Below are 22,145 nucleotides of genomic sequence, written 5' to 3'. Positions count from 1 at the left end.
GAGGCCGCCTTGCCGACGCGCGAGGCCACGGCGGAGCGGGGCGGGCGCCTGCGCCTCGCCTGAGGCCTCGCGACCGGAACCGGATCATCCCGGGGTCAGGATGCTGATGCGCGGGCGGCACGGTCGCCCGCGATCGATTTGCCCGTGCCTTGCGGGCATGGCGCCGGGCTGGCAGAAGCGGCCCGGCTTCCCGAATTGAGTCATCGCCGGAAAGACCGGGCCCGCCGCCCGAGCCGCCGAGAAGGAACGCATGACCGAGGCCCAGCACCGTTCCGCGTCCACCCCGTCCGGCACCGGGCTCGAGGCCGGCCCGGTGCTGATCACCGGCGCCAGCGGCTTCCTCGGCCCGGCCCTGGTCGACGTGTTCCGCGCCGCCGGCTTCCCGGTCCGGGTGCTGGTGCGCGCGACCAGCCCGCGCACCAACCTGACCTGGCCCGACGTCGAGATCGTCGAGGGCGACATGCGCGATCCGGAAGCTGCGGCGTCCGGCATGCGCGGCATGCGCTACCTCGTCCACGCCGCGGCGGATTACCGGCTCTGGGCGCCGGATCCGGAGGAGATCGTGCGGACCAACCGCGACGGCACCCGGGCCCTGATGCGGGCGGCGCTAGATGCCGGCGTCGAGCGGGTGGTCTACACGTCGAGCGTTGCCACCATCAAGCCGCACGACGACGGCACCCCGGCGGACGAGACCCGGCCTCTGACGCCCGAGACCGCCATCGGCGCCTACAAGCGCAGCAAGGTGGTGGCCGAGCGGGTGGTCGAGGAGATGGTGGCCCGCGACGGCCTGCCGGCGGTGATCGTCAACCCCTCGACCCCGATCGGCCCGCGGGACGTCAAGCCGACCCCGACCGGGCGGATCATCGTCGAGGCGGCAAACGGCAAGATGCCGGCCTTCGTCGATACGGGCTTGAATCTCGTCCACGTCGACGACGTGGCGAAGGGCCACCTACTCGCCCTGCACAGGGGCCGCATCGGCGAGCGCTACATCCTGGGCGGCGAGGACGTTCTGTTGTCGCGCATGCTCGCCGACATCGCCGGCCTCGTCGGGCGAAAGCCCCCGACCGTGCGGCTGCCGCGGGCGGCGGTCTATCCGGTGGCCTTCGTGTCCGAGCTCGCCGCGCGGATCACCGGCAAGGCGCCGCTCGCCACGATCGACGGCATCCGGATGTCGCGCTACCGGATGTTCTTCTCCGACGCCAAGGCCCGGGCCGAGCTCGGCTACGCGGCCCGGCCCTACCGCGACGGTCTGTCCGACGCCGTCGCCTGGTTCCGTCAGGCTGGATACATCCGATGACCACCGCCACCGAGGCGCGCTCCGGCAAGGGGCACCGCGACGAGAATTTTCCGGTCGCCTCGCACCTGATCCATCCGCGCCACCGCGGCCCGATCCTCGACTTCTACTACTTCGTCCGGGCCGGCGACGACGTCGCCGACAATGCCGGCCTGTCGCCGGAGAAGAAGGTCGCGCTCCTCGACGGCCTCGCCGACGCGCTGACCGGCAAGGGTCCCGACGATCCGGAAGCCGCCCCGTTGCGCCGCTCGCTCGCCGAGCGCGGGCTGCCGCCGCGCCACGCGCTGGAACTCCTCGACGCGTTCCGGATGGACGCGCACAAGTCGCGCTACGAGAACTGGGACGAACTCGCGCATTACTGCCGCTACTCGGCGGTGCCGGTCGGCCGCTTCGTCCTCGACGTCCACGGCGAGGATCCGGGCCGCACCTGGGCCACCTCGGACGCGATCTGCACCGCCCTCCAGGTGATCAACCACCTGCAGGATTGCGGCAAGGATTTTCGCAATGTCGATCGGGTCTACCTGCCGCGGGAGACCCTGGAGAAGCACGGGGCCCGCGTCGAGGATCTGGGGCTTGAGCGCGCCACCCCGGCGCTCCGCGCCGTGATCAAGGAGCTGGCGCAGCGCTGCCTCGATCTCCTCGAGGAGGGCCGGCCCCTGCCCGACCTCATCGACGACACGCGGCTCGCCATGGAGATCGCGGCGATCCACCGCCTCGCCGTGCTGCTCGCCCGCGGCCTGCTCGTCCGCGACCCGCTGAGCGAGAAGGTCCACCACGGCAAGGCCGCGTTCGCGCTCACCGCGCTCGGCGCCGCCACCACGGCGCTTGCCCGGCGGCCGTTCCGCCGCCACCTCCACCCGGCCCTGCGGGGAGCCCGCCCGTGACCGCCCTCGCCTCCCAGCCCGCCTCCCAAGCCGAGGCCGCCGACGCCCCGGCCCTCCCGGCCGCCGGCTCGTCGTTCTACACCGCCATGCGGCTGCTGCCGGCCGAGCAGCGCGACGCGATGTACGCGGTCTACGCCTTCTGCCGCGCCGTCGACGACGTCGCCGACGACGGCGGCGCCCGCGAGGTTCGCGCCGCCGAGCTCGACCGCTGGCGCGCCGACATCGACGCCCTCTATGCCGGCCGTCCCGTCCCGCGGGTGCAGGCCCTCGTCGGCCCGGTGCGGCAGTTCGGGCTGCGGCGCGAGGACTTCCAGGCGGTGATCGACGGCATGGCGATGGACGCCGAGGCCGACATCGTCGCCCCCGATTCCGCGACCCTCGACCTCTACTGCGACCGGGTGGCGAGCGCCGTCGGCCGGCTCTCGGTGCGGATCTTCGGCTTGCCCGAGGAGCCGGGCGTGAAGCTCGCCCACCATCTCGGCCGGGCGCTCCAGCTCACCAACATCCTGCGCGACATCGACGAGGATGCCGAGCGCGGCCGGCTCTACCTGCCGGCCGAGCCGCTCGCGGCGATCGGGCTGTCGCATCCGACGCCCGAGAGCGCGCTGGCTCATCCGCGCCTGGGCGAGGTCTGCGCCCGGCTCCTCGACGAGGCGCAGGGACATTACGATGCCGCCTGGGCGATCATGCACGCCGAGTCCCGCCGGGCCACCAAGGCACCCCGGATCATGGGGGCTGCCTATCACCTGATCCTCGTCGGCCTGCGCAAGCGCGGCTGGGCGGCGCCCCGGACGCGGGTGAAGCCCGGCAAGCTCGCGCTGATCGGCGTCCTCCTGCGTCACGCGATCGTCTGATGAGCACAGTCCATGTCCTCGGCGCCGGCCTCGCCGGCCTCTCGGCGGCCCTGCGCCTCGCCAAGGCGGGCCGTCGCGTCGTGGTCCACGAGGCGGCCAAGCAGGCCGGCGGCCGCTGCCGCTCCTACTTCGATCCGGCCCTCGGGCTGACCATCGACAACGGCAACCACCTGCTGCTCTCCGGCAACCGCGACTCCCTCGACTTCCTGAAGGAGGCCGGCGCACCCGCAGGGGTGCTCGCCGGGCCGGACGAGGCCGCCTTCGCCTTCGCGGACCTCGCCACGGGGGAGCGCTGGACCCTGCGGCCGAATGCCGGGCGCCTGCCCTGGTGGGTGCTCGACGCCCGCCGCCGGGTGCCGGGCAGCCGCGCCCGCGACTACCTCGCTCCACTCGGCATCTTCCGCGGCGCGACCCGCGCCGCCACGATCGGCGAGAGCATGGCCTGCGAGGGGCTGCTGTGGGACCGGCTCTGGCGCCCGGTGCTGCTCGCCGCCCTCAACACCGAGCCGCAGGAGAGCGACGCCGGCCTCGCCGCCACCATCCTGCGCGAGACGCTCGGCGCTGGCGGCCGGGCCTGCCGGCCGCTCGTCGCGGTCGAGGGCCTGTCGGCGGCCTTCGTCGACCCGGCCCTGACGGTCCTCGCCGCGGCGGGCGCCGAGGTGCGCCTCGGGCGCCGCCTCCGTGGGCTCGGGATCGAGGACGGGCGCCTCGCCCGGCTCGAGTTCTCGGACGGCGCGGAGGAACTCGGGCCCGGCGACGCGGCGGTCATGGCCCTGCCTTCTTGGGTCGCCGTCGACCTGCTGCCGGGCTTGAGCGTGCCGCAGACCCACCGCTCGATCGTCAACGCCCATTTCGCGATTCTTCCCAAGCCGGGAGCGCCGCTGCTCCTCGGCGTGGTCGGCGGCGTGACCGAGTGGCTCTTCTCCTACCCGGACCGGCTCTCGGTGACGATCAGCGGCGCCGACCGCCTGCTCGACGTGCCGCGGGAGGAACTCGCCCGCACGATCTGGGACGAGGTGTCGAGGCTCTCCGGATTCGCCGGCGAGGCCCTGCCCCGCTGGCAGATCGTCAAGGAGAAGCGCGCGACCTTCGCGGCGACGCCCGCCGAGGCGGCGCGCCGGCCGGGTGCGCGCACGCACATACCCAATCTCGCGCTCGCCGGAGATTGGACCGCGACGGGGCTTCCCTCCACCATCGAGGGAGCGATCCGCTCCGGGGCGAGCGCCGCACAGGTGCTGCTCGGTGCAGGCATCGCTTCGGGCACCGGCGGCAATGCTGCGTTGCGCGGGGCCGCTTGACGCGGGAGCCCGCGTCCGGAACAGCGTAGGTGTGGGCAGCGTTTGTGCGCTGCGGTATGATGTGATCGTCAGGGCGGCAGAGCGGAGCCGCGCGCCAGAGAGGAAGGGCAGGGACACCGTGGGCAAGGTCGAGACGCTGCAACGCAAGAGCACGCAGGACGTCACCCTCGACGAGGTCGAGCGGCGGGTGTCGGCCGCGTCCCGGGCGCTGACGCAGCTGGCGCATGCCGACGGGCACTGGTGCTTCGAGCTCGAGGCGGACGCCACCATTCCGTCCGAGTACATCCTCTACCACCACTTCCGCGCCTCGGTGCCGGCGCGGGAGCTCGAGGAGAAGATCGCCGTCTACCTGCGTCGGACGCAGAGCCCGCTGCACCACGGCTGGGCCCTGGTCCACGAGGGCCCCTTCGACATGAGCGCCTCCGTCAAGGCGTACTTCGCCCTCAAGATGATCGGCGATCCGATCGACGCCCCGCACATGCGCCGGGCCCGGGACGCGATCCTTCAGCGCGGCGGCGCGGCCCACGCCAACGTCTTCACCCGCACCCTGCTCGCCCTCTACGGCGAGGTGCCCTGGACCGCCGTGCCGGCGATGCCGGTCGAGGTCATGCTGCTGCCGCGGTGGTTCCCGTTCCACCTCGACAAGGTCTCGTACTGGGCCCGCACCGTGATGGTGCCGCTCTTCGTGCTGCAGGTGAAGAGGCCGCGGGCCAAGAACCCGCGCGGCGTCGGCGTGCGCGAGCTGTTCACCCAAGCTCCCGAGCGGATCCGGCGCTGGCCCTCCGGCGCGCAGGAATCCTCGCCCTGGCGACCAGTCTTTGCGGTCATCGACGACATCCTGCGGGTGGTCGAGCCCGCCTTCCCGGCCGGTCCCCGGGCCCGGGCTATCGACAAGGCGGTGGCCTTCGTCAGCGAGCGGCTCAACGGCGAGGACGGCCTCGGCGCCATCTTCCCGGCCATCGCCAACTCCGTTCTGATGTACGAGGCGCTCGGCTACCCGGAGGACCATCCCCTGGTGGCAACAGCGCGCTCGGCGGTCGAGAAGCTCGTCACCGTCAAGGAGCACGAGGCCTACGTCCAACCCTGCCTCTCGCCGGTCTGGGACACGGCGCTCGCCACCCATGCCCTGATGGAGGCCGGCGGGCAGGACAACGAGCGCCAAGCCCGCGCCGCCCTCGAGTGGCTGAAGCCTCTCCAGGTCCTCGACATCAAGGGCGACTGGGCGGCCCGCAAGCCGGACGTGCGCCCGGGCGGCTGGGCCTTCCAGTACGCCAACCCGCACTACCCCGATCTCGACGACACCGCCGTGGTGGCGATGGCGATGGACCGGGCCCAGACCCGCCTCCGTCCCGGCGAGGGCGGGTCCGACTACACCCAGTCGATCGCCCGGGCCCGGGAATGGATCGAGGGCCTGCAGAGCCGCGACGGCGGCTTCGCGGCCTTCGACGCCGACAACACCTACCACTACCTGAACTACATCCCGTTCTCGGACCACGGCGCCCTGCTCGACCCGCCGACCGCCGACGTCACCGCCCGCTGCATCTCGATGCTGGCCCAGCTCGGCGAGACGCGGGAGACCAGCCCTGTCCTCGCCCGGGCCATGGACTACCTCCTGGCCGACCAGGAGGAGGACGGCAGCTGGTACGGCCGCTGGGGCATGAACTACATCTACGGCACCTGGTCGGCCCTCTGCGCCCTCAACGCCGCCGGCCAGGACCCGGCCTCGGCGCCGATGCGCAAGGCCGTGGACTGGCTGGTCTCGATTCAGAACCCGGACGGCGGCTGGGGCGAGGACGCGGCGAGCTACAAGCTCGAGTATCGCGGCTACGAGCGGGCGGCGAGCACCGCCTCCCAGACCGCCTGGGCCCTGATCGCCCTGATGGCGGCGGGCGAGGCCGACCACCCGGCGGTGGCCCGCGGCGTGAACTACCTCGCCCGCACGCAAGGGGCCGACGGGCTCTGGAGCGAGGAGTTCTACACCGGTACCGGCTTCCCGCGGGTGTTCTACCTGCGCTACCACGGCTACGCGAAGTTCTTCCCGCTGTGGGCGCTGGCGCGCTACCGCAACCTCCAGCGCGGCAACAGCCGCCGGGTGGCGGTGGGAATGTAGCGGGGCGCGCCGGCCCGCGGCGCAACCGCGCTCGCCCGGAACGACCGCCCGGGCTCGGGCATTCACGGGCCGGAGCCTCGCGATGACCCTCTACAGCTACCACATCTCCCACGAGCAGTGCCCGCCCCGGGCGCTGCTCGCGCTCGCCCAGCGGGCCGAGCAGGCCGGCTTCGACGGGGCCTTCTCCTCCGACCACCTTCAGCCCTGGTCGCCCTCCCAGGGCGAAGCCGGCTTCGCCTGGGCCTGGCTCGGCGCCGCTCTCCAGGCGACCGAGCGCCTGACCTTCGGGATCATCTCGGTGCCGGGGGGCTGGCGATATCACCCCGTGGTCCTGGCCCAGGCGGTGGCGACCCTGGGGCAGATGTTCCCGGGCCGGGTGCCCTGGGTGGCGCTGGGCAGCGGGCAGGCGATGAACGAGCGCGCCACCGGCGGCGCCTGGCCCGACAAGGCCGAGCGCAACGCCCGACTGCGCGAGGGCGCCGAGATCATGCGGGCGCTCCTGGCCGGCGAGACCGTGACCCAGCGCGGCCGCCTCACGGCGGTGGACGCCAAGGTGTGGTCGCTGCCCGAGACACCGACCCGCCTCGTGGGCGCTGCGACCAGCGCTGAAACCGCCGCCTGGCTCGGCACCTGGGCCGACGGACTGCTCACCGTCGGGACGAGCCCCGAGACCCTGGGCCCGATCATCGACGCCTTCCGGGAGAGCGGCGGCGCCGACAAGCCGGTCTTCCTCAAGATGGACCTCAGCTACGCCCCCGACCCGGCCGAGGCCCTGCACCAGGCCCATGCCGAGTGGCGCTTCAACGCCCTGCCGGCGGCGGTCGCCTGGGAGCTGCCCCGCCCGGCCGATTTCGAGGCCGCCGCCCGTTACCTGCGGCCCGAGGACATGCACGAGACCGTGCTGATCTCCCACGACCTGCCGGCCCTCACCGACCGCATCGCCGCCTGCGCGGCCCTCGGCTTCGACAGCATCGACCTGCACCAGGTCGGCGGCAGCCAGCCCGCCTTCATCGACGCCTTCGGCGAGCGGGTGCTGCCGACCCTGCGCGGCCGCAAGGCGCCGGTGATCGAGTTCGACCCGTTCGGGCGCAAGCCCGCCGCGCGGGCGGGTTAGCGGTCCGGAACCCCCGGATCGGTCACGCCGCGAATTCTCGCTGGTAATGCCGCCGTGCCATCGAATGGCCTTGCTCGGCGGTGCGGGCCAAGCCCGAGCAGGCCGGCGCCGCGAGACGCTGCGCTGATGCGATAGCGCCCTGGCATGAAACGCATCGAGGCCCCGACCGGCCGGTCGGGCGCCTCGATCGTCACGCGGTGTCTCTCACCCGACGTGCTGCCCGCGCGGCAGACGCTCCCGCTCGGGCTTGGGGTCAGTAGCCGTAGTAGAAGCGACGCGGGCCGTAATACGGACGCCGCCAGTACGGCCGCGGGCCGTAATAGCCGTAGCGCGGTCCGTAGAACGGTCGGGGGCCGTAGAAGGGGCGGCAGTAGCCGAACCGGTTCGGGAAGAAGCCGGGACCGCAGCCGCCGGCGACCGGGGTCACGCCCGCATCCGTCGCGAGCCCGCCCGCCGCGCCGAGGCCGATCGGGACCGCCTGCGCGGCCGACGCGAGGCCCAGGCTGCCAGCGACGAGGGCGACCATCCCGAGCACCTTGACGTGCGTCATCGTGGAGTCTCTCCTGAGATTGACGGGCGGCCGCGAGGGCCGCCCCGCCCGCTCAGAAAAGGGCTAACGACCTGAATGCACGATGAGCGGGCCCGTCGGCTCCCGCTCATCGGAGCGCGGATCGCCGGGGTTCAGCGGCGCCGGCCGCGGCGCTCGCCCGGATCCTCCCCGGAGACCACGGGGTCGGATGCCGCCCGCAGGGCCGCGCCGCGGCTGCGCCGGCTCTGGCCGAGGCCGCTGCTCTTGGCGAGCTCGGAGCGCTGGGCGGCGTAGTTGGCGGCGACCATCGGGTAGTCCGGCGGCAGGCCCCACTTCTGGCGGTACTGCTCCGGGGTGAGCCCCCGCCCGGCCAGGTGGCGCTTCAGCGTCTTGTAGGGCTTGCCGTCCTCGAGCGAGATGATGTGGTCCGGCGTCACGGTCTTGCGGATCGGGACCGGGGGCGCCGCCTTCTCGGGCTCCGGCGCCGGGGTCGCCCCGAGATGGCTCAGCGAGGTGTGAACCGCTGCGATCAGCCCCGGGACATCCGCCGCCGGAACGGAGTTGTTCGCCACGTAGGCCGACACGACGTCGGCGGCGAGCTCGATCAGATCGAGCGATCGGGTGGGATCATCGTTGGTCATGGCGCACCAGATCGAAGTGAGCGGCTCAAGAGGGCACGTGAATTCGCGAGCGTCAACCACAGGGGATGTGCGTAACAACAGAATTTCTTAGTCGCGTTACGAAATACAAAAAGTATTGCACGCGATTGGCCGCGCGGCCCCGCTTCCCGTCGAGCGCTCCCGGCGGGGCGGCATGGGCGCCACAGTCGCCCGGATAAGGCGCTAGCCCGTTGGTCCTGGCGGTTTTTTTCGCGGGCGGCGGTTTCCCCTCGGTGGTCGAATGCCCTAGCTGTTGCTGCATTGCGCCATCCGGCGTCCCGTTCCTGTCAGCGCGATCGTCAAGACCTCCCATGACCGACCCGAACCGCCGCCTTCTGGTCACCGGTGCCGCCGCCGGCCTCGCCTCGACGCTGCTGGCGGGCGCGCTGCCGCGCCCTGCCCATGCCTGGACCGACCAGGACCTCGCCCCCGCCCGGCGCCGGCGCTCCCGCGATCCCGTCCCTGCGGATGACGGCACGTTCTACGACACGCGGGGTCAGGACATGCGGGGCCAGTTCGCGGACCCCTATCGCGGCGAGCCCGTCCCGGCGGAGCCCCCGGAGGACTCGTTCTGGGGCAGCCCTTCCGGACGCCGCGCCGTGGCGCCGCCGCAGGGCGCCGTCGATCCGAACGCCGCCGTCGTGGTCGATGACGGGCCGATCGACTACGCCCGCGCCTATGCGGCCATCGACACCGAGCCGTTCCCGGTGCCGGCCTTCCGCTGGCGCCGGGCCAACCCGTCCTTCCTGCGCCAGGAGGTCGCCTATGGCGGCCGCTACGCGCCCGGCACCCTCGTGGTCGATCCGCGGGCGCACCACCTCTACCTGATCCAGGACGGCGGCCGGGCGCGCCGCTACGGCGTCGGCGTCGGCCGCCAGGGTTTCGCCTGGTCGGGGGCGGCCACCATCAACTCCAAGCAGGCCTGGCCGGACTGGTACCCGCCCAAGGAGATGATCGCCCGCCAGCCCACCCTCGCCCGCCAGGTGTCGCAGCTGCAGAGCGGGCTCGGCGTGCCGGGCGGCCCGCGCAACCCCCTCGGCGCCCGCGCCCTCTACCTGTGGCAGAACAACAAGGACACGCTCTACCGCATCCACGGCACCACCGAGCCGGAGAGCATCGGCCGCAGCGTCTCCTCGGGCTGCATCCGGATGATCAACCAGGACGCGATCGACCTCTACGCCCGGGTGCCGCTGGGCGCGCAGGTGGTGGTGCTGGGCTGACCTCGCGAGGCGGGGATCAGGGCCGCCGCAGGGCCGGGACGCCTCCGGCCGCTCCCGGCGGCAGGCCGGTCCCCTCCTCGGCGCGGTCGACCGCCCGCAGCACGAGCCGCCGCAGGGCCTCGGCCTCGCGCGCGGCCTCCGCCACGAGGGCCCGCACCTCCGGCTCTGGCGCCGACAGGATCTCGGCCTCGAGCGCCTCGGTCAGCCGATCGAGCGCGAGGTCGGGTCGCCACTGGGTCATCGCGGGCCTCCCTCGGAATCGAGCCGCAGCAGCGCGCGGCGCAGCCGCTTGCGGGCGCTGTCGTAATCCGTCTGGGACAGGCCGTGCTGGGCACGGATCTCGGCGGCCGCGCGGCCGTGGCCCAGCCCCTCGATGATCCGCAGCACCGTCTCGTCCCCGGAGAACAGCGCCACGATCGCGCCGAGCGCCTGAGCGGCGGCGATCGCCCGCTCGGGATCGGCACCCTCGCAATCCGCCGGGTCGTGCTCCCGCCAGGCCCGCTCCTGCGCCAAGCGCCGCCGGAGGTCGTGCTCGATCGAGCGCATGCAACCGGCCAGGAAGACCACGACCGGGACCCCCGGCGGCCAGCGCCGCGTGCCGTCGAGCGCCCGCACGATCGCCTCGTGCAGGATGTCCGACCAGTCGATACCAGGAAGCCGGCGCGCCCGCAGCCGGGCGAGCGCCCGCAGGCGCGCGAGATCGACGGTCGACAGGCTGCGGATCGCTCCCGCGACGTCGCGTTGCTCCGCCTCGTCCGTCCCCATCGTCGCCCTGCCCGCCCTCTTCTCGCGTCATGCGCACGGGCGCGCCGGACGCGGACAGGCGTAAACAAAAAAGTCCGGCCGGTCCGCGTCCGGGGCGCTCGTGTGCCTGCCTCCATGGCCGCGCACCGGCGGCCCGAGAGCGAGCATCGGGAGCAGGCACCATGACACGGGACGAGCGGACCGCCATCGCACGGTACATCTACGCCCGGCACGTCGCCCACGCGGCGGCTCCCGACGACGCCGGGCTGCGCAGCGCCCTGGAGGCGGCCCTGGCGGTCATCCCCCGCGAGCGCTTCCTGCCGCCCGGCCCCTGGCACCTCGCCCGGCTGTCCGGCGGCTACACGCCGACGCCCGATGACGACCCGGTCTATCTCTACCAGGACGTGCCCGTGGCGATCCGGCCGGAGCGGCACCTCAACAATGGGCAGCCCTCCTTCCTGGCTGGCTTGATCGCCCGGGGGCGGCCGGAACGGGGCATGACGGCGGTGCATGTCGGCACGGGGGCCGGCTACTACACGGCCCTGCTGGCCCGCCTCGTCGGCGAGGCGGGCCACGTGCTCGGCATCGAGCACGATCCCGACCTCGCGGCCTTCGCGGTCGATGCGCTGGCCGGGCTGCCGCAGGTCCGCATCGTCGCGGGCGACGGCGCCGCCATGCCGCTGCCCCCGGCCGACCTCGTTCTCGTCAATGCCGGCGCGGCGCGCCCGGCCGAATCCTGGCTCGACGCGCTGACGGTCGGCGGGCGACTGATCCTGCCCCTCACGGCCGGACCGCTGCCCGGCACACCGATCACCCGAGGGGCCGTCTTCCTGATCGAGCGTCGCGACGGGGAGCATTATGCCGCGCGCTGCCTCTCCCCGACCCTGATCTATCCATGCGCCGGCGCCCGCGACCCGGAGGCCGAGCTGGCCCTGGCGCGCGCGCTGGCGGCTGGCGGCCAGGAGGCCGTCCGGACGCTCGACCGCACGGCGGCGCTCCCCGAGGACAGGTGCTGGCTGCGCGGTCCGGGCTGGTGCCTCGCCTATGGATGACGATACGTTTCCGAGGGCACCGGCTTCGTCCGCGAGGGATGGCGAGGCCGGTGACGGTTTTCCATGGTCCGGGATGCCGACGCAGCGACCGTGATCGTGGCGTCCCGGGACCGGGATATGCGCTACGCTGGCGACTTGACCTTGGGACTCGGGATTGCACTGGCGGTCGCCGGGTCGGCCAGGATCGCCTGGACGCTCGGCACCGCGGCCGCGGAGGCGACGAGGCCGGCATTGCGCCGCACGTAGAGGCCCCAGACGGTGACGAGGAGCGTGACCAGCGCCCCGGTCAGGGTGGTGGCGGTGTCGGCATCGATCCAACCACGCCCGACGGCGATCCCGCCGCCGAACTGCAGCAGGGTGCGCAGCAGCGTGGTGAGCTGATCCTGGTTCATGGCAATCTCCTGCTGAAATCTCGGGGGTGAGGATCTGCGCGTCAGGCCGCGACGGGCCGGCCGCAGGCGGGGCAGGCATTCCGTGCGGCGGCCCGATCCGGGGCGGCGTGGAGCGCGAGCGCGGCGGCCCGCACCTCCTCGACCCGCCGGCCCCAGCCGCGCCCGAACCGCGGCCAGGTCGACAGCGCCCGCAGGAACGCCAGACGCCCGTCGCACAGGCCACCGATCAGCGCCGGCACGTCCCGCCCGGCCAGCGCCGCCAGCGTCACCGGCCCGAGCCGCCCGTCATCGGCCACGCCCAGCACCCGTTGCAGCCCGATCACCGCCCGCTTCGGGCCGCTGTTCACCGCGAAGTCGAACAGCGCGTAATCCAGGCCCGCCGGCAGCGCGTCGCCCTGCACCGCGTCCCAGAACCGCCGCCGGTAGAGCGGCGCCACGGACGCCGGCGTCAGTGCCCGCACCTCCGCCTTGGTCGCCGGCCGAGCCACAGGCTCAGCGTGCCGATGGTGACGCCCAAATTCGTGGCGCCGCCCGGGTCGGCGGGATCGTCCGACCATCCCCCCTCGTGCTTCAGGACGAGCGACAGCGCCCGCTCGAAATTCGCGGCCATCAGGGTCCTCCGGTCGTCAGGGTCTTCGGTGCGCCGGCCGGCGCACCCGGTCACAGCGCCGCCGCGGCGCTCCACAAGCCGTCCAGGGCGGCGGCGTCGTAGCCCAGCGCGGCGCCGAGCTGCGCCACCATCGGGTGCCCGCGCTCGAACGTGGTGGCGCCCGACAGCAGCATCCGCGCCGCGAACTGCTCCGCCGCCGGCAGCGCCGCCACCGCCGCCTCGATCCGGCCCGGCAGGACGCCCGTCATCACCGCGGCCAGGGCCTCGTCGGGCCCGATCGCGCCGGCCATCGCCAGCGCCTGGAAGAACTGCCGGTCGGATATCGGCGCCGGACCGGCCTGGCGCGCGGCGAGCTGCGCCGCCAGCCCGTCCCGCTCCGCCGCCAGGGCATCGCGGGCCGCGGCCGCCGCGTCCCGCTCGCGCCGCAGGCCCGCTGCCTCGGCCGACGCCGCGTCCCGCCCGGCCAGAGCCGCTGCGTTGATCCCGTCCAGCACCGCCGCGAGGGGAAAGCCCGCGGCCTCGGCTTGAGCCGGCGTCAGCGCCCCGCTCGCCACGAACTGCGCCTCGGCCGCGCCCGGCGGCGTCACGTGCTGGCCGAGCACCACGTGCCAGGCCGGCGGCTCGGTGCTGTCCGCCGGCCGGCCGCGATACAGGAACTCGTAGAGGTAGAGGTCACCCATCTCATGCACCTCACGCCGCGACCGGGCTGTCGTCCGACAGCCGCCGCCAGTTGCCGTTGGAGTAGTAGGCGACCACCCCCGTCCCCGAGCCCGCCGCCTCGCCCAGCTTGCGGGCGTTCGAGACATAGACGACGGCAGAGGCTGCGCCGGCCGGGAGCGTCGCGACGGTGTAGGTCCCTGGACGCACAGTGCCGTTGACAACAAGACCGGACGCCGAGACGGTCGCGAACGTCGCCGTGTAGTCCCGGCTGCGGAAGACGTGACTGGCGTTCGAGTAGTACGTGGACGTGTCCGCGGTGCTGTCGCGGGCTGCCAGGATCTGGATCCCGCCGACCATGAACGCCCGATAGCCGCTGCCGACATCTTGCAGGATGTTCGCGCCGCTGAGCTGGTAGGCGTTGGCGTTGACGACGTTGGTGGTTGCGGTTCCGGACACGCCGAACGACCCGACGACATCGAGGGTGTAGGCCGGCGTTCCGCCGGGCCGGTTGATCGAAACCCCGCCCGTGCCGGCGTACAGCACCGGGGTCGCGCTGGCCTGGCCGGACGGCGCGAGGACGATGGGCCCGCTCGCGCCGATCCGCGACCACTGGCCGGCGGCGGGAGCCGTCAGGGTGAGCGTCGGATCGGAACTGGCGGTGCTGATCTGCAGGCCGGCGAAGGTCGGCGCCTGGCCCGTCCCCAGCCCCAGCGCCGTCGCCCCCTGCGCCGCCGTGCCGGTGAGCACCGCCCGTCCGGTCGCCGTCGCGTCGGTGATCTCGGCGGCGGCCGGTCCGGTGAGCGGCTTGCCGGTGGCGCGCTGGACGGCCCGCACCGTCCAGTTGCCCGCCGCGTCCGAGGTCGCCAGCGCGGTGTCACCGGCGGCGGTGACGAGGTTGGCCGCGCCCGGCAGGACGAGGCTGGCGGCGTTGTGGGTCAGGGTCGCGGCGCCGGTGAAGCGCAGGAGGCGCACGCGGTTCGGGCTCGTGCCGAAGCTGGTGACCGTGCCGGATCCGGTGAGCGCGACCTTGAGGGCGGGGAGCGCGCCGAGGTCGACGGTGGCGGCGACCGGGGCGGAGGCCTCGGCCGCGGCGAGGTCGAGGCCGCCGGTGCTGCGGTCGACCCGCAGGGCCTCGCGCCAGGTGCCGCCATCGGCCGAGACCTTGAGGCGAAGGTCGTCGTCGCCGGTGAGCCCGAGTTCGGCCCGGCCGGAGAAGCCGGACTGGAACAGCAGCGAGAGGGTGTTGCCGGAGGCCTCCTTGTTGAGGGTGTAGCGCAGGTCGCCGCTGCCGCCCTCGCCGGTGGTCAGCGCGGTCCAGAGCGCCTTGTTGAGCTTGGCGGCGAAGGGATTGGCCGCGTCCGCGGTGGTGCCGAGGCCGAGGCGGGCGAGGTTCTGGAGCGCCGTCAGGGTGGAGCGGAACGACACCCATCCCACACCTGTCCAGGTGTACAGGTCCACCTCGTCGACCACGAAGGCGAGCCAGCCCGGCCGGGGCAGGAAGGAGCGCCACGCCCCGTCCTGGTAGCGCACCACGCGGCCCGTCCAGCCCGACCACGCCCCGGTCGGGCTCGCGCCGGCGATCAGGTAGCGGTCGCCCTCGGCCGGGCCGGCCGGGGGCGCGGTAAGATCCTTGTCGAGGACCGCGAGCTGGACCAGCGTGTCGAGGCTGACCAACGCCTCGTTGTGCGTCACGTGCTTCTGTGCCTGCGCCGCCGCCAGCAGCGGCAGGGCGAGGTTGGCGGTGGCCGCGTCAGACATACAGGGTCGCCCTCAAGGCCGCGCCGCGGCCGTAGGTTGCGGAGAGCTGGTGGATGGCGACGGACAGGCTCGTGACCGGCCCGCCGAAGTCGGCCGCCTGGTGGGCGGCCGTGTAGGTGACGGCGGGCGCCGTCACCGCGAGCGTGCGCAGCACCGTCGACCCGGACAGGACGTCGAGGGCGTAGGCCTCGGCTTCCTCGGCGAGCGGCACCTCGACCTGTTCCCACGGGTCGCCGTCGATCCGGGTGCGCCGGATCCAGCTCACGCGGAGGTCGCCGTCGCCGATCCGGCGCAGGCGGGCCTGGACCGGCGCGAGGGGTCGCAGGGAGAGGGCTTGCGGGACGATCCCGAGGCCGATCCAGGAGGGGGCCGTCGGCGGGCGCCCCTGCGGGCCGATCCGCAGCCGGTGAGGCCGTCGCTCCGCGGGGTCGAGCCCGGACGGTGCGAGGCTCTCGCCCAGCACCACGAAGCGGCTGCCCGCCGGCAGGAGCCCGACCATGTCGGCGTCGCTGCCGAGCTGGCCGCGCAGCAGGCGGCCCAGGCGGTAGCGGCCCGGGCCGGTGAGCCGGCATTCCGTCCATTGCAGCACCTCCCAGCGCCCGGCCGGCGTCTCCACCGCCGCGACGTTGGCGCCGTCGAGCACTGCGCGCTCCGTTGCGGCGGCGAGCTGCGCCCCCCGGGGCAGCTCGACCTCGACGGTGTTGCGCCGGTCCCAGCGATGGCGCGGGCCGGCGGCAAGCGGGGCCGCGAGGCGCCCGATGATCGTCGGCACCGGGATCACGGCGTCCGGCACGAAAGCGCCGCCCTCGGGCGCCAGCTCGGCCGCGAGCGGCGCCCACGGCTCGGTGTAGGCGGCGAGCAGCAGGGGCTGGGGCGCCGCACGCAGGGTCGGCAGGTCGAGCAAGGCGACGAGGCCGATGCCCGGTAGTGCGGGTGGGTCGGGGTCGCGGCGGCTCAAGCCCCCGTCGGGCCCGGCATGCAGCCCGGCCTCGGTCCGCACCGCCTCGAACGGCCGGCCCGCCTCGAGGCCGAGGCGGGTGAGGCGATACTCGGTCCGCCGGCCGTCGAGGTCGACGGCGATCACGTCGCCGGGATCGAGGGCGAGGCAGGAGGGCGGCAGCGCGCCGGTCAGGGCCTCGCGCTCGAGGGCGGCGCGCTGGAGCAGGCCCTGCGCGACGCCCGAGGCGGCGCCCTCGTCGAGGGCGAGCGGCACGCTCACGGCGGTGCGCCCCGGCGCTCCCCCGGGGCGCCGGGCCTCGACCGTGGCGCCGCGGTAGTCCCGGCCGGGATCGAGGTAGGACAAGGCGACGCTGCCGGGCAAGGCGCCGGCCTCGGCCCGGGTGCGGGTGTAGTCCGAGGCGCCGTCCCGCCCCGCCACCAGGCCGTCCGGGGTGAGCCGCAGCGCCGGCGGCCGGGCCAGGGGATGGAAGACGACCCGTCCGCCGCTCTCCGCCGCCTCGAAGGGGAAGACCTGCTGCAGGGGGCCGAGGCTCGCGCGGGCGGAGGCCGGCTCGGTGATCGCGTAGCCCTCCACCATCCCGAACAGCCCCGAGACGTCCGCCGGCACCCCGGCGCAGAGCTCCGCCACCACGTCGGCGAGGGGGGCGAGGCCGAGGCGGCCGTTGATCCAGTGGCCGAGGCGGTAGTTGTCGGCGTCGCGCCACACGCCGGACTGGCGCGGGAAGTCCGGGAACGGCCGGGCGTCCCAGGTCCAGACCGCGATCCGCTCCCAGTCGAGCATCCGCCCGCCATAGAGCGGCGAGACCGGGTTGTGCGCGTCCTCGCGCCAGTAGGCCAGCACCGCCTCCAGGTAGGCGCGCTGGACGGCGAGGTCGCGCCGGCCGAGGGAGAAGTGCGGCGTGACGCTCTCGGCGGATTTCGGGTCGAGGAAGACGTTGGGCTGGTTCATGCCCTTGTCGATCGCCGGGCAGCCGAGCTCGGTGAAGCGGAGCGGCTTGCTCCGCAGCACCCAGGCGGTGGGGGCGGCGGCCCGCACCCCGCCGGGCCGGTCGTGGTGGGGGTTCTCCCACCAGGCGCGCAGGTCCTTGAGGCGGAAGACCCAGTCCTCGCCGTGCGCCGTGTCGCGGATCGGCGTGCGGACCTGGCCCTCCCGGTCGGCCGGGCTGGCGTAGAACCAGTCGTGGAGCTCGCCCCCGGCGACGTTGGCCCGCAGGTAGGCCGGGTCGCAGGGAGAGGCGAACCCGGCGCGGGCGTCGGCGTGGTCGAAGCCCTCGCGCCAGTCGGCGAGCGGCATGTAGTTGTCGATGCCGATGGCGTCGATGTTGGGGTCGGCCCAGAGCGGGTCGAGGTGGAAGAGCACGTCGCCCGTGCCGTCCGCCGGGCGGTAATTGGCGTACTCGGTCCAGTCGGCCCCGTAGGTGAGCGCCGTGCCCGGGCCGAGGATCGCCCGCACGTCGGCGGCGAGCCGGCGCAGGGCCGCGACCCCCGGAAAGGTCGCGGGGCCCGAGCGCAGGGTGGTGAGCCCGACCATCTCCGAGCCGATCAGGAAGGCGTCGACCCCGCCGGCGGCCTCGGCGAGGCGGGCGCAAGTCAGGATGAAGCGGCGGAAGCCCCACTCGTCCGGGCGCCGGCTCGCCACGGTGGCGCCGGTCCAGGCGAGGTCGCCTCCTTGCGTGTCGCCGAAGAAGGCGGCGACCTGATCGGCCGCCGCTTGGGTCTTGTCGACCGTGCCCGGGTGGCCCGGGGCGGGATGGCCGGTGATCCGCCCGCGCCAGGGAAATGGCGGTTGCTCGGGCCGGCCGTAGGGATCGGGCAGGCCGTTGCCGGCCGGAATGTCCATCATCACGAAGGGGTAGAGCGTGACCGCAAGCCCCCGGCGTTTCAGCTCCCGGATCGCCTGCACCACCGAGAGGTCGGCCGGCGCGCCGCCGATCAGCGGATGTCCCTCGGCATCCCGGCTGACGATCCCGGCGGCCTCGCGGGTGAGCCCCGCCGCGACCCAGGTCTGGCCGCTGGTGACCTTGGCGGCGGTCTCGGCCCGGGGCGCGATGCGGCAGGCGGAGAGGCGCAGGTCGCTGCCCTGCCAAGCGACGACGAGCGAGACGTGCCGGCAGGCCGGCGCCTCCTCCTGGAGCTGGTCGAGGGCGGCGACGAGGTCGGGCCCGCCCGAGACGGTGTTCTGCCCCTGGAGCGTGCCGAGGCCGGTCGCCACGACGGGCTTGGTCGCGTAGACGAACTCGCCCATCGCGGGGATCAGGGTGACGGCGGTGACGAGCTCCTCCAGGCGCGGGCGCCCGTCGTGGCTCGGCGGCCGGCGGATCACCTCGGCGGTGATCACCGGCACCCGGTTGCCGAAGGGGCCGAGGGCCAGGTCCTCGAGCACCAGGTAGGCGAGGCCGCGATAGGCGGGCGCGGCGCCCTCGACGGCCTCGATCTTCGGATCGGGCAGCTGGTCCTCGCCGCCCCGGTACAGGCGGTGGGAGTAGTCCGCGAGCCGGATCGGCCGGCCGTCGGCCCAGACGCGGCCGAGGCCGGTGATCGGCCCCTCGCACAGGCCGACCGCGACCGAGACGGTGTAGCTGTAGGTGACGGTGTAGGTCTTCGGCTGCGCGCCCCCGCCCTTGCCGCCGGAGCCCCGCACCTTCTCGACGCTCTGGGTCTCCCGGACCTTCGTCGCCCAGATGATCTGGCCGGCGACGCGGACGCGACCGTAGACCCGGGGCACCGCGGCGCCCTCCGAGGAGGCGGTGACGTAGAGGTCGGCGATGCGTGGCCCGAGACTGACGACGGGCTTCTGCCGCCCCCCGAACAGGGCGTGGTCGAGGGCGCTGCCGCCGGCGGCGCCGACGACCCGCCCGATCGCGCCGCCGATCGGGCCGCCGAGCGCCGTGCCGACCGCCTGGCCGGCATAGGAGAGGACGAGCGTGCTCATGGGATGCGACCGGATTTGGGATGCGGCCGGAGTCGGGCTGCGGCCGTGGTCGGGCGCCCGGCTCGCGCATGGCGGCCGGCGCCGGCTACCGGGATGAGGGGGGCGATCAGCCGGCCGGCGGGAACCGGAACGCGTAGGCCGCGCGCCGGGCCCAGGCAGCCGGCAGGGCGCTCTCCAGCACCGCGTGGCCGTCATAGGCGTGGATCATCCGCCCTGCCCCGCTCAGGATGCCGCAATGCTTGGCGGGCGCGCCCAGGCGCCAGCGAAACAGCAGCACGTCGCCGGGGCCCGCCGCCTCGGGGGCGATCTCGATCAGGTGGCGGCGGGCGGCGTCGCGCAAGGTCTCCTCCCCGTCCGCCTCGCCCCAATCGGGCGTGTAGGGCGGCACCGGCTCGGGCTCCGGCCCGTGGAGGTCGCGCCAGACGCCCCGCACCAGCCCGAGGCAGTCGCAGCCGGCGCCCCGCAGGGAGGCCTGGTGGTGGTAGGGCGTGCCGAGCCAGAGCCGGGCCAGGGCGACGACGCGGGCGGAGAGGTCAGGCAAGGCGACCTCCGTCGTTGCCGGCGCCGCCCTGCGCGTAGCCGGTGACGTAGTCGTTGCCCGGCATGTGCGGAAAGCCGCGGAAGTTGACCGCGTTGTCGAATTTCGCCCCGCAGGTCGTAACGGTCTTGTCGCAGCCCGCCGCGACCGCGAAGGCGTCGCCGGGGGCGATCGGCTCCGGCAGCGGCTGCCACAGGTCGAGGGTGGCGGGCGCGAGCGGCCCGGGGCGGGCGTGGCCGCGCACCTCGCAGAAAAGGCCCGCGTTCGCGCCCGAGAGCCAGGTCAGGCGCCCGCCCGTGAACCAGCCTGCGGCGTAGCCGGACAGCCCGCCCGTGCGGAAGGCCCCGGCCGAGAGCACCGCGCCGACCGCGGCCCGGGCCGTGAGCGCCGCGGAGGAGAGGGCGACGCCGCAGCGGGCGTCGCCCAGATCCGCGTCGCAGGAGCGCTGGAGCAGGCGGCCGGTGGGGCGGTTGAGGGCGGCGGCGAGGCTGCGCACCTCGGCCGAGAAGCCGGCGCGCCCCCGCGTCACCTCGCCGAGGCGGCCCGACAGCACCAGCACGCGGTCCTCGACCCGGGTCCAGTCGACCCGCCAGACCGCCACGGCGGCGTCGTCGAACAGCCCGCGGGCGAGCTCGGCCTCGGCGAGGCGCCCGTCGCGCAGGGCGCCCATCACCTCGAGACCGTCGACCGACAGGCCGACCGACTGTTCGAGGGCGGAGGCGGTGGCGCCGGTCTCGGCGGCGCACGGAACGTCCTCGATCACCAGCTCCTCGTCGTGGTCGGTGAAGCCGAGGCGAAGGCCGTCGGATCGGGTGACGATCCAGCACCAGGCCAGCGTGGTGGCCCCGGAGGCGAGGGAGGCGGAGAGGCCGGGAGGCAGGGTCTTCATCGGTGCGCCTCGATCGTCATCGACGAAGCTCGATGACCGGGATGTCGGCGACCACGCCGGCGAGCACCGCCTGGTGGTCGATGCTGAGGCGGTCGGTGGCGAAGCGCACCGGCACGTCGAAGGTGAAGCCCGCCGTCACCGCGGCCCCGGCGGCGGGCGCCACCCGGAACGTGACGAGGCCGGTGGCCGGATCGAGCGTGAAGCGGTCGGGTCCCTGCTCGACCCCGTCGAGGGCGAGGCGCACGCTGCCCGCGACCGGCTTCGCGATCGGCCGGGCGTAGGGGGCGAGGGCCCCGCCATAGGTCTTCTGCAGCGGGAAGACGGTGCTCGTCCCGTCGCCGCGGCCCAGCGGCTGGTCGGTCGGGCGGACCGGCGTTCCCGGCGGGGCGGAGGCGTGGTCGAAGGTGTCGCGCCAGCGAAAGCCGTAGAGGGGCCCGCGGCGCTCCTCGAAGAAGGCGATCAGCACGGCCACGTCCTCGGCCCGGCGCAGGGCCGGCCCGGCATTGTAGCTGCGGCGGGAGTGGCGCCAGAGGGCGTTGCGCTCCTCGTCGCCGGAGCCGAGCGTCACGATCTCGGTGCGGCGCTCCGGCCCGCCGCGGGAGCCGTAGGAGAGAGCGAGGGGGAAGCGCACCTCGTGGAAGGGAGTGGGCATCGTTCACAGGCTCCGCAGGCCGCGCTGGACCGCCCGGGCGAGCGCCGCGGTCACCTGCGCCTCCGAGCGGGCGAAGCTCGGGGCGTCCGGGGTGGCGATCGAGACCGAGACCTGGACGTTTGGGGCCGGCGGCGGCGGGGCGGGACCGTGCGCCGCCGGCAGGATGCGCCCGGGCTGGAGCGGCACGAAGGTCTCGCGGCCGCTCTCGCCCACCGTGTAGGCCACGCCCGGGGTGACGGGGCCGCCGGCGGCGCGGCCGGTCGGGTTCTGGGTCAGGCCGAGCTGGCCCAGCGCGTCACCGATCAGGTCGCCGGCGGGACCGCCGCGGCCGAACAGGCCGTCGAAGGCGCGGTCGATGCCCCGGCTCGCCAGGGTGGTGGCCAGCCGCGAGACGACCGTGGTCAGGCGCTCGCCGTGCAGGATCGCGCCCTTGAAGCTGTCCGCGAGGGCCGAGCCGAGCTCCCGCGAGGCGGATTGGGCGGCGCGCTGGGCGGCCTCCGCCCGGGTCACCTGGGCGGTCACGGCGCCGTAGGCCTCGGCGACTCGGTCGACCTCCGCTCGCAGGGCCGGCGTCACCGCGAGGCCGGCCTTCTTGGCCGCCTCGAGCAGGCGGAACGCTGCCTCGGCCCGGGCGGCGGCGCCCTCCTCCCGGCCGACCGTCTCGGCCTCGACCCTCAGGGCGCCGGTGCGCCGCGTCAGGCGCGCGACCTCGTCGCGGAAGGCGTCGTCGCCCTCCTCCGCGCGCCGGGCTGATCGCGCCGGGGCCGACCGCGCCGGCGCCAGTGCCGGCATCTGGGCCGGCGCGGGCTCGGCAACTGGTGCGGCGGGGGCGAGGCTGCCGCGGGAGCCCGCGCCGCTGATCGCGAAGGGGTCGGCGATGCGGGCGCGGATCGCCGCGCCCTCCGTGGCGGGCCCGCACCCCCCCCCGGCGCCAGCCCCCCCCCAGGGCCCCGCGCGCGGGGGGGGGGGGGGGGGGGCCCCCCGCCGCCCGCCCGC

General features: G+C 74.5%; 21 protein-coding genes and 1 pseudogene. 8 read left to right on the top strand and 14 right to left on the bottom strand.

The annotated features are described in order from the left end of the window. Nucleotides 1-250 precede the first annotated feature (250 nt). The 6 genes from hpnA to VQ02_RS10445 all read left to right on the top strand — a co-directional run bounded on the left by hpnA (nt 251) and on the right by VQ02_RS10445 (nt 7,554). Nucleotides 251-1,297 carry a hopanoid-associated sugar epimerase gene (hpnA, locus tag VQ02_RS10470; RefSeq protein ID WP_048444126.1) on the top strand — a complete coding sequence of 349 codons (1,047 nt, stop codon included), beginning with the start codon at nt 251-253 and terminating at the stop codon, nt 1,295-1,297. Continuing rightward, the gene (gene hpnC, locus VQ02_RS10465) at nt 1,294-2,178 is read left to right on the top strand and encodes a squalene synthase HpnC (RefSeq protein ID WP_048444125.1); all 885 of its coding nucleotides are present in this window, start codon (nt 1,294-1,296) and stop codon (nt 2,176-2,178) included. The genes hpnA and hpnC overlap by 4 nt, the downstream gene beginning before the upstream one ends. Beyond that, a complete protein-coding gene (hpnD, locus tag VQ02_RS10460; protein WP_048444124.1) occupies nt 2,175-3,032 on the top strand; it encodes a presqualene diphosphate synthase HpnD in 858 nt (285 codons plus the stop codon). Before hpnC ends, hpnD begins: the two co-directional genes overlap by 4 nt. Next, nucleotides 3,029-4,330, top strand: a complete 1,302-nt coding sequence (gene hpnE / locus VQ02_RS10455) for a hydroxysqualene dehydroxylase HpnE (protein ID WP_157080572.1) — start codon at nt 3,029-3,031, stop codon at nt 4,328-4,330. The genes hpnD and hpnE overlap by 4 nt, the downstream gene beginning before the upstream one ends. A 118-nt stretch (nt 4,331-4,448) precedes the next feature. Then, entirely contained in the window at nt 4,449-6,440 is a 1,992-nt protein-coding gene (gene shc / locus VQ02_RS10450) for a squalene--hopene cyclase (RefSeq protein ID WP_048444122.1), read from the top strand. A gap of 82 nt (nt 6,441-6,522) precedes the next feature. Continuing rightward, nucleotides 6,523-7,554 carry a TIGR03885 family FMN-dependent LLM class oxidoreductase gene (locus tag VQ02_RS10445; RefSeq protein WP_048444121.1) on the top strand — a complete coding sequence of 344 codons (1,032 nt, stop codon included), beginning with the start codon at nt 6,523-6,525 and terminating at the stop codon, nt 7,552-7,554. A gap of 253 nt (nt 7,555-7,807) precedes the next feature. Here the strand turns inward: VQ02_RS10445 and VQ02_RS10440 are convergent, their stop codons facing one another. Both VQ02_RS10440 and VQ02_RS10435 read right to left on the bottom strand, forming a co-directional pair. Continuing rightward, nucleotides 7,808-8,104: a GCG_CRPN prefix-to-repeats domain-containing protein gene (locus VQ02_RS10440; protein WP_048444120.1), complete on the bottom strand. Its 297-nt coding sequence runs from the start codon at nt 8,102-8,104 to the stop codon at nt 7,808-7,810. A 131-nt stretch (nt 8,105-8,235) separates the two neighbouring features. Then, nucleotides 8,236-8,724, bottom strand: coding sequence for a Ros/MucR family transcriptional regulator (locus VQ02_RS10435; protein WP_048444119.1), 489 nt, complete (start codon nt 8,722-8,724; stop codon nt 8,236-8,238). A 329-nt stretch (nt 8,725-9,053) separates the two neighbouring features. On the opposite strand from VQ02_RS10435, the gene VQ02_RS10430 reads away from it, so the two are divergent. Then, nucleotides 9,054-9,962, top strand: coding sequence for a L,D-transpeptidase (locus tag VQ02_RS10430; protein WP_048444118.1), 909 nt, complete (start codon nt 9,054-9,056; stop codon nt 9,960-9,962). 16 nt (nt 9,963-9,978) lie between these two features. Here the strand turns inward: VQ02_RS10430 and VQ02_RS10425 are convergent, their stop codons facing one another. Together VQ02_RS10425 and VQ02_RS10420 are read right to left on the bottom strand one after the other, a co-directional pair. Next, on the bottom strand, nt 9,979-10,203 hold the full coding sequence (locus tag VQ02_RS10425) for a hypothetical protein (RefSeq protein ID WP_048444117.1): 225 nt from the start codon (nt 10,201-10,203) through the stop codon (nt 9,979-9,981). Then, nucleotides 10,200-10,727, bottom strand: a complete 528-nt coding sequence (locus VQ02_RS10420) for a hypothetical protein (RefSeq protein WP_048444116.1) — start codon at nt 10,725-10,727, stop codon at nt 10,200-10,202. The genes VQ02_RS10425 and VQ02_RS10420 overlap by 4 nt, the downstream gene beginning before the upstream one ends. Before the next feature lie 161 nt (nt 10,728-10,888). Here VQ02_RS10420 and VQ02_RS10415 point away from each other — a divergent pair, with 161 nt between their 5' ends. Further along, entirely contained in the window at nt 10,889-11,758 is an 870-nt protein-coding gene (locus VQ02_RS10415; RefSeq protein WP_053080317.1) for a protein-L-isoaspartate O-methyltransferase family protein, read from the top strand. A gap of 122 nt (nt 11,759-11,880) precedes the next feature. Here VQ02_RS10415 and VQ02_RS10410 read toward each other — a convergent pair whose 3' ends face one another. The 10 genes and pseudogenes from VQ02_RS10410 to VQ02_RS34705 all read right to left on the bottom strand — a co-directional run. After that, nucleotides 11,881-12,150, bottom strand: a complete 270-nt coding sequence (locus VQ02_RS10410; RefSeq protein ID WP_048444115.1) for a Pam3-gp28 family putative phage holin — start codon at nt 12,148-12,150, stop codon at nt 11,881-11,883. A 41-nt stretch (nt 12,151-12,191) separates the two neighbouring features. Next, the gene (locus tag VQ02_RS10405) at nt 12,192-12,707 is read right to left on the bottom strand and encodes a glycoside hydrolase family 108 protein (protein ID WP_245239675.1); all 516 of its coding nucleotides are present in this window, start codon (nt 12,705-12,707) and stop codon (nt 12,192-12,194) included. Further along, a pseudogene (locus VQ02_RS39025) lies at nt 12,674-12,760 on the bottom strand (glycosyl hydrolase 108 family protein); the annotation flags it as partial. The pseudogene VQ02_RS39025 and the gene VQ02_RS10405, both read right to left, overlap by 34 nt. Nucleotides 12,761-12,810: 50 nt before the next feature. Continuing rightward, the gene (locus VQ02_RS38110) at nt 12,811-13,440 is read right to left on the bottom strand and encodes a hypothetical protein (RefSeq protein WP_048444114.1); all 630 of its coding nucleotides are present in this window, start codon (nt 13,438-13,440) and stop codon (nt 12,811-12,813) included. Nucleotides 13,441-13,450: 10 nt separating this feature from the next. Next, on the bottom strand, nt 13,451-15,178 hold the full coding sequence (locus VQ02_RS39020) for a DUF2793 domain-containing protein (protein WP_063838473.1): 1,728 nt from the start codon (nt 15,176-15,178) through the stop codon (nt 13,451-13,453). Beyond that, nucleotides 15,171-19,070 carry a baseplate multidomain protein megatron gene (locus VQ02_RS10390; RefSeq protein WP_048444113.1) on the bottom strand — a complete coding sequence of 1,300 codons (3,900 nt, stop codon included), beginning with the start codon at nt 19,068-19,070 and terminating at the stop codon, nt 15,171-15,173. The genes VQ02_RS39020 and VQ02_RS10390 overlap by 8 nt, the downstream gene beginning before the upstream one ends. A gap of 106 nt (nt 19,071-19,176) precedes the next feature. Next, on the bottom strand, nt 19,177-19,611 hold the full coding sequence (locus VQ02_RS10385) for an NlpC/P60 family protein (protein ID WP_048444112.1): 435 nt from the start codon (nt 19,609-19,611) through the stop codon (nt 19,177-19,179). After that, the gene (locus VQ02_RS10380) at nt 19,604-20,497 is read right to left on the bottom strand and encodes a DUF2163 domain-containing protein (RefSeq protein ID WP_048444111.1); all 894 of its coding nucleotides are present in this window, start codon (nt 20,495-20,497) and stop codon (nt 19,604-19,606) included. Before VQ02_RS10380 ends, VQ02_RS10385 begins: the two co-directional genes overlap by 8 nt. Before the next feature lie 16 nt (nt 20,498-20,513). Next, entirely contained in the window at nt 20,514-21,149 is a 636-nt protein-coding gene (locus VQ02_RS10375; protein WP_048444110.1) for a DUF2460 domain-containing protein, read from the bottom strand. A gap of 3 nt (nt 21,150-21,152) precedes the next feature. After that, on the bottom strand, nt 21,153-22,145 hold a 993-nt coding region (locus VQ02_RS34705; protein ID WP_209436996.1), incomplete at its 5' end, for a hypothetical protein.

Origin of the sequence: Methylobacterium variabile (genome assembly GCF_001043975.1) — a bacterium.
Taxonomy (GTDB): Bacteria; Pseudomonadota; Alphaproteobacteria; order Rhizobiales; family Beijerinckiaceae; genus Methylobacterium; species Methylobacterium variabile.
The sequence above is the reverse complement of the archived record's forward strand: the minus strand, read 5'-3'. Positions and strand labels throughout refer to the sequence as shown.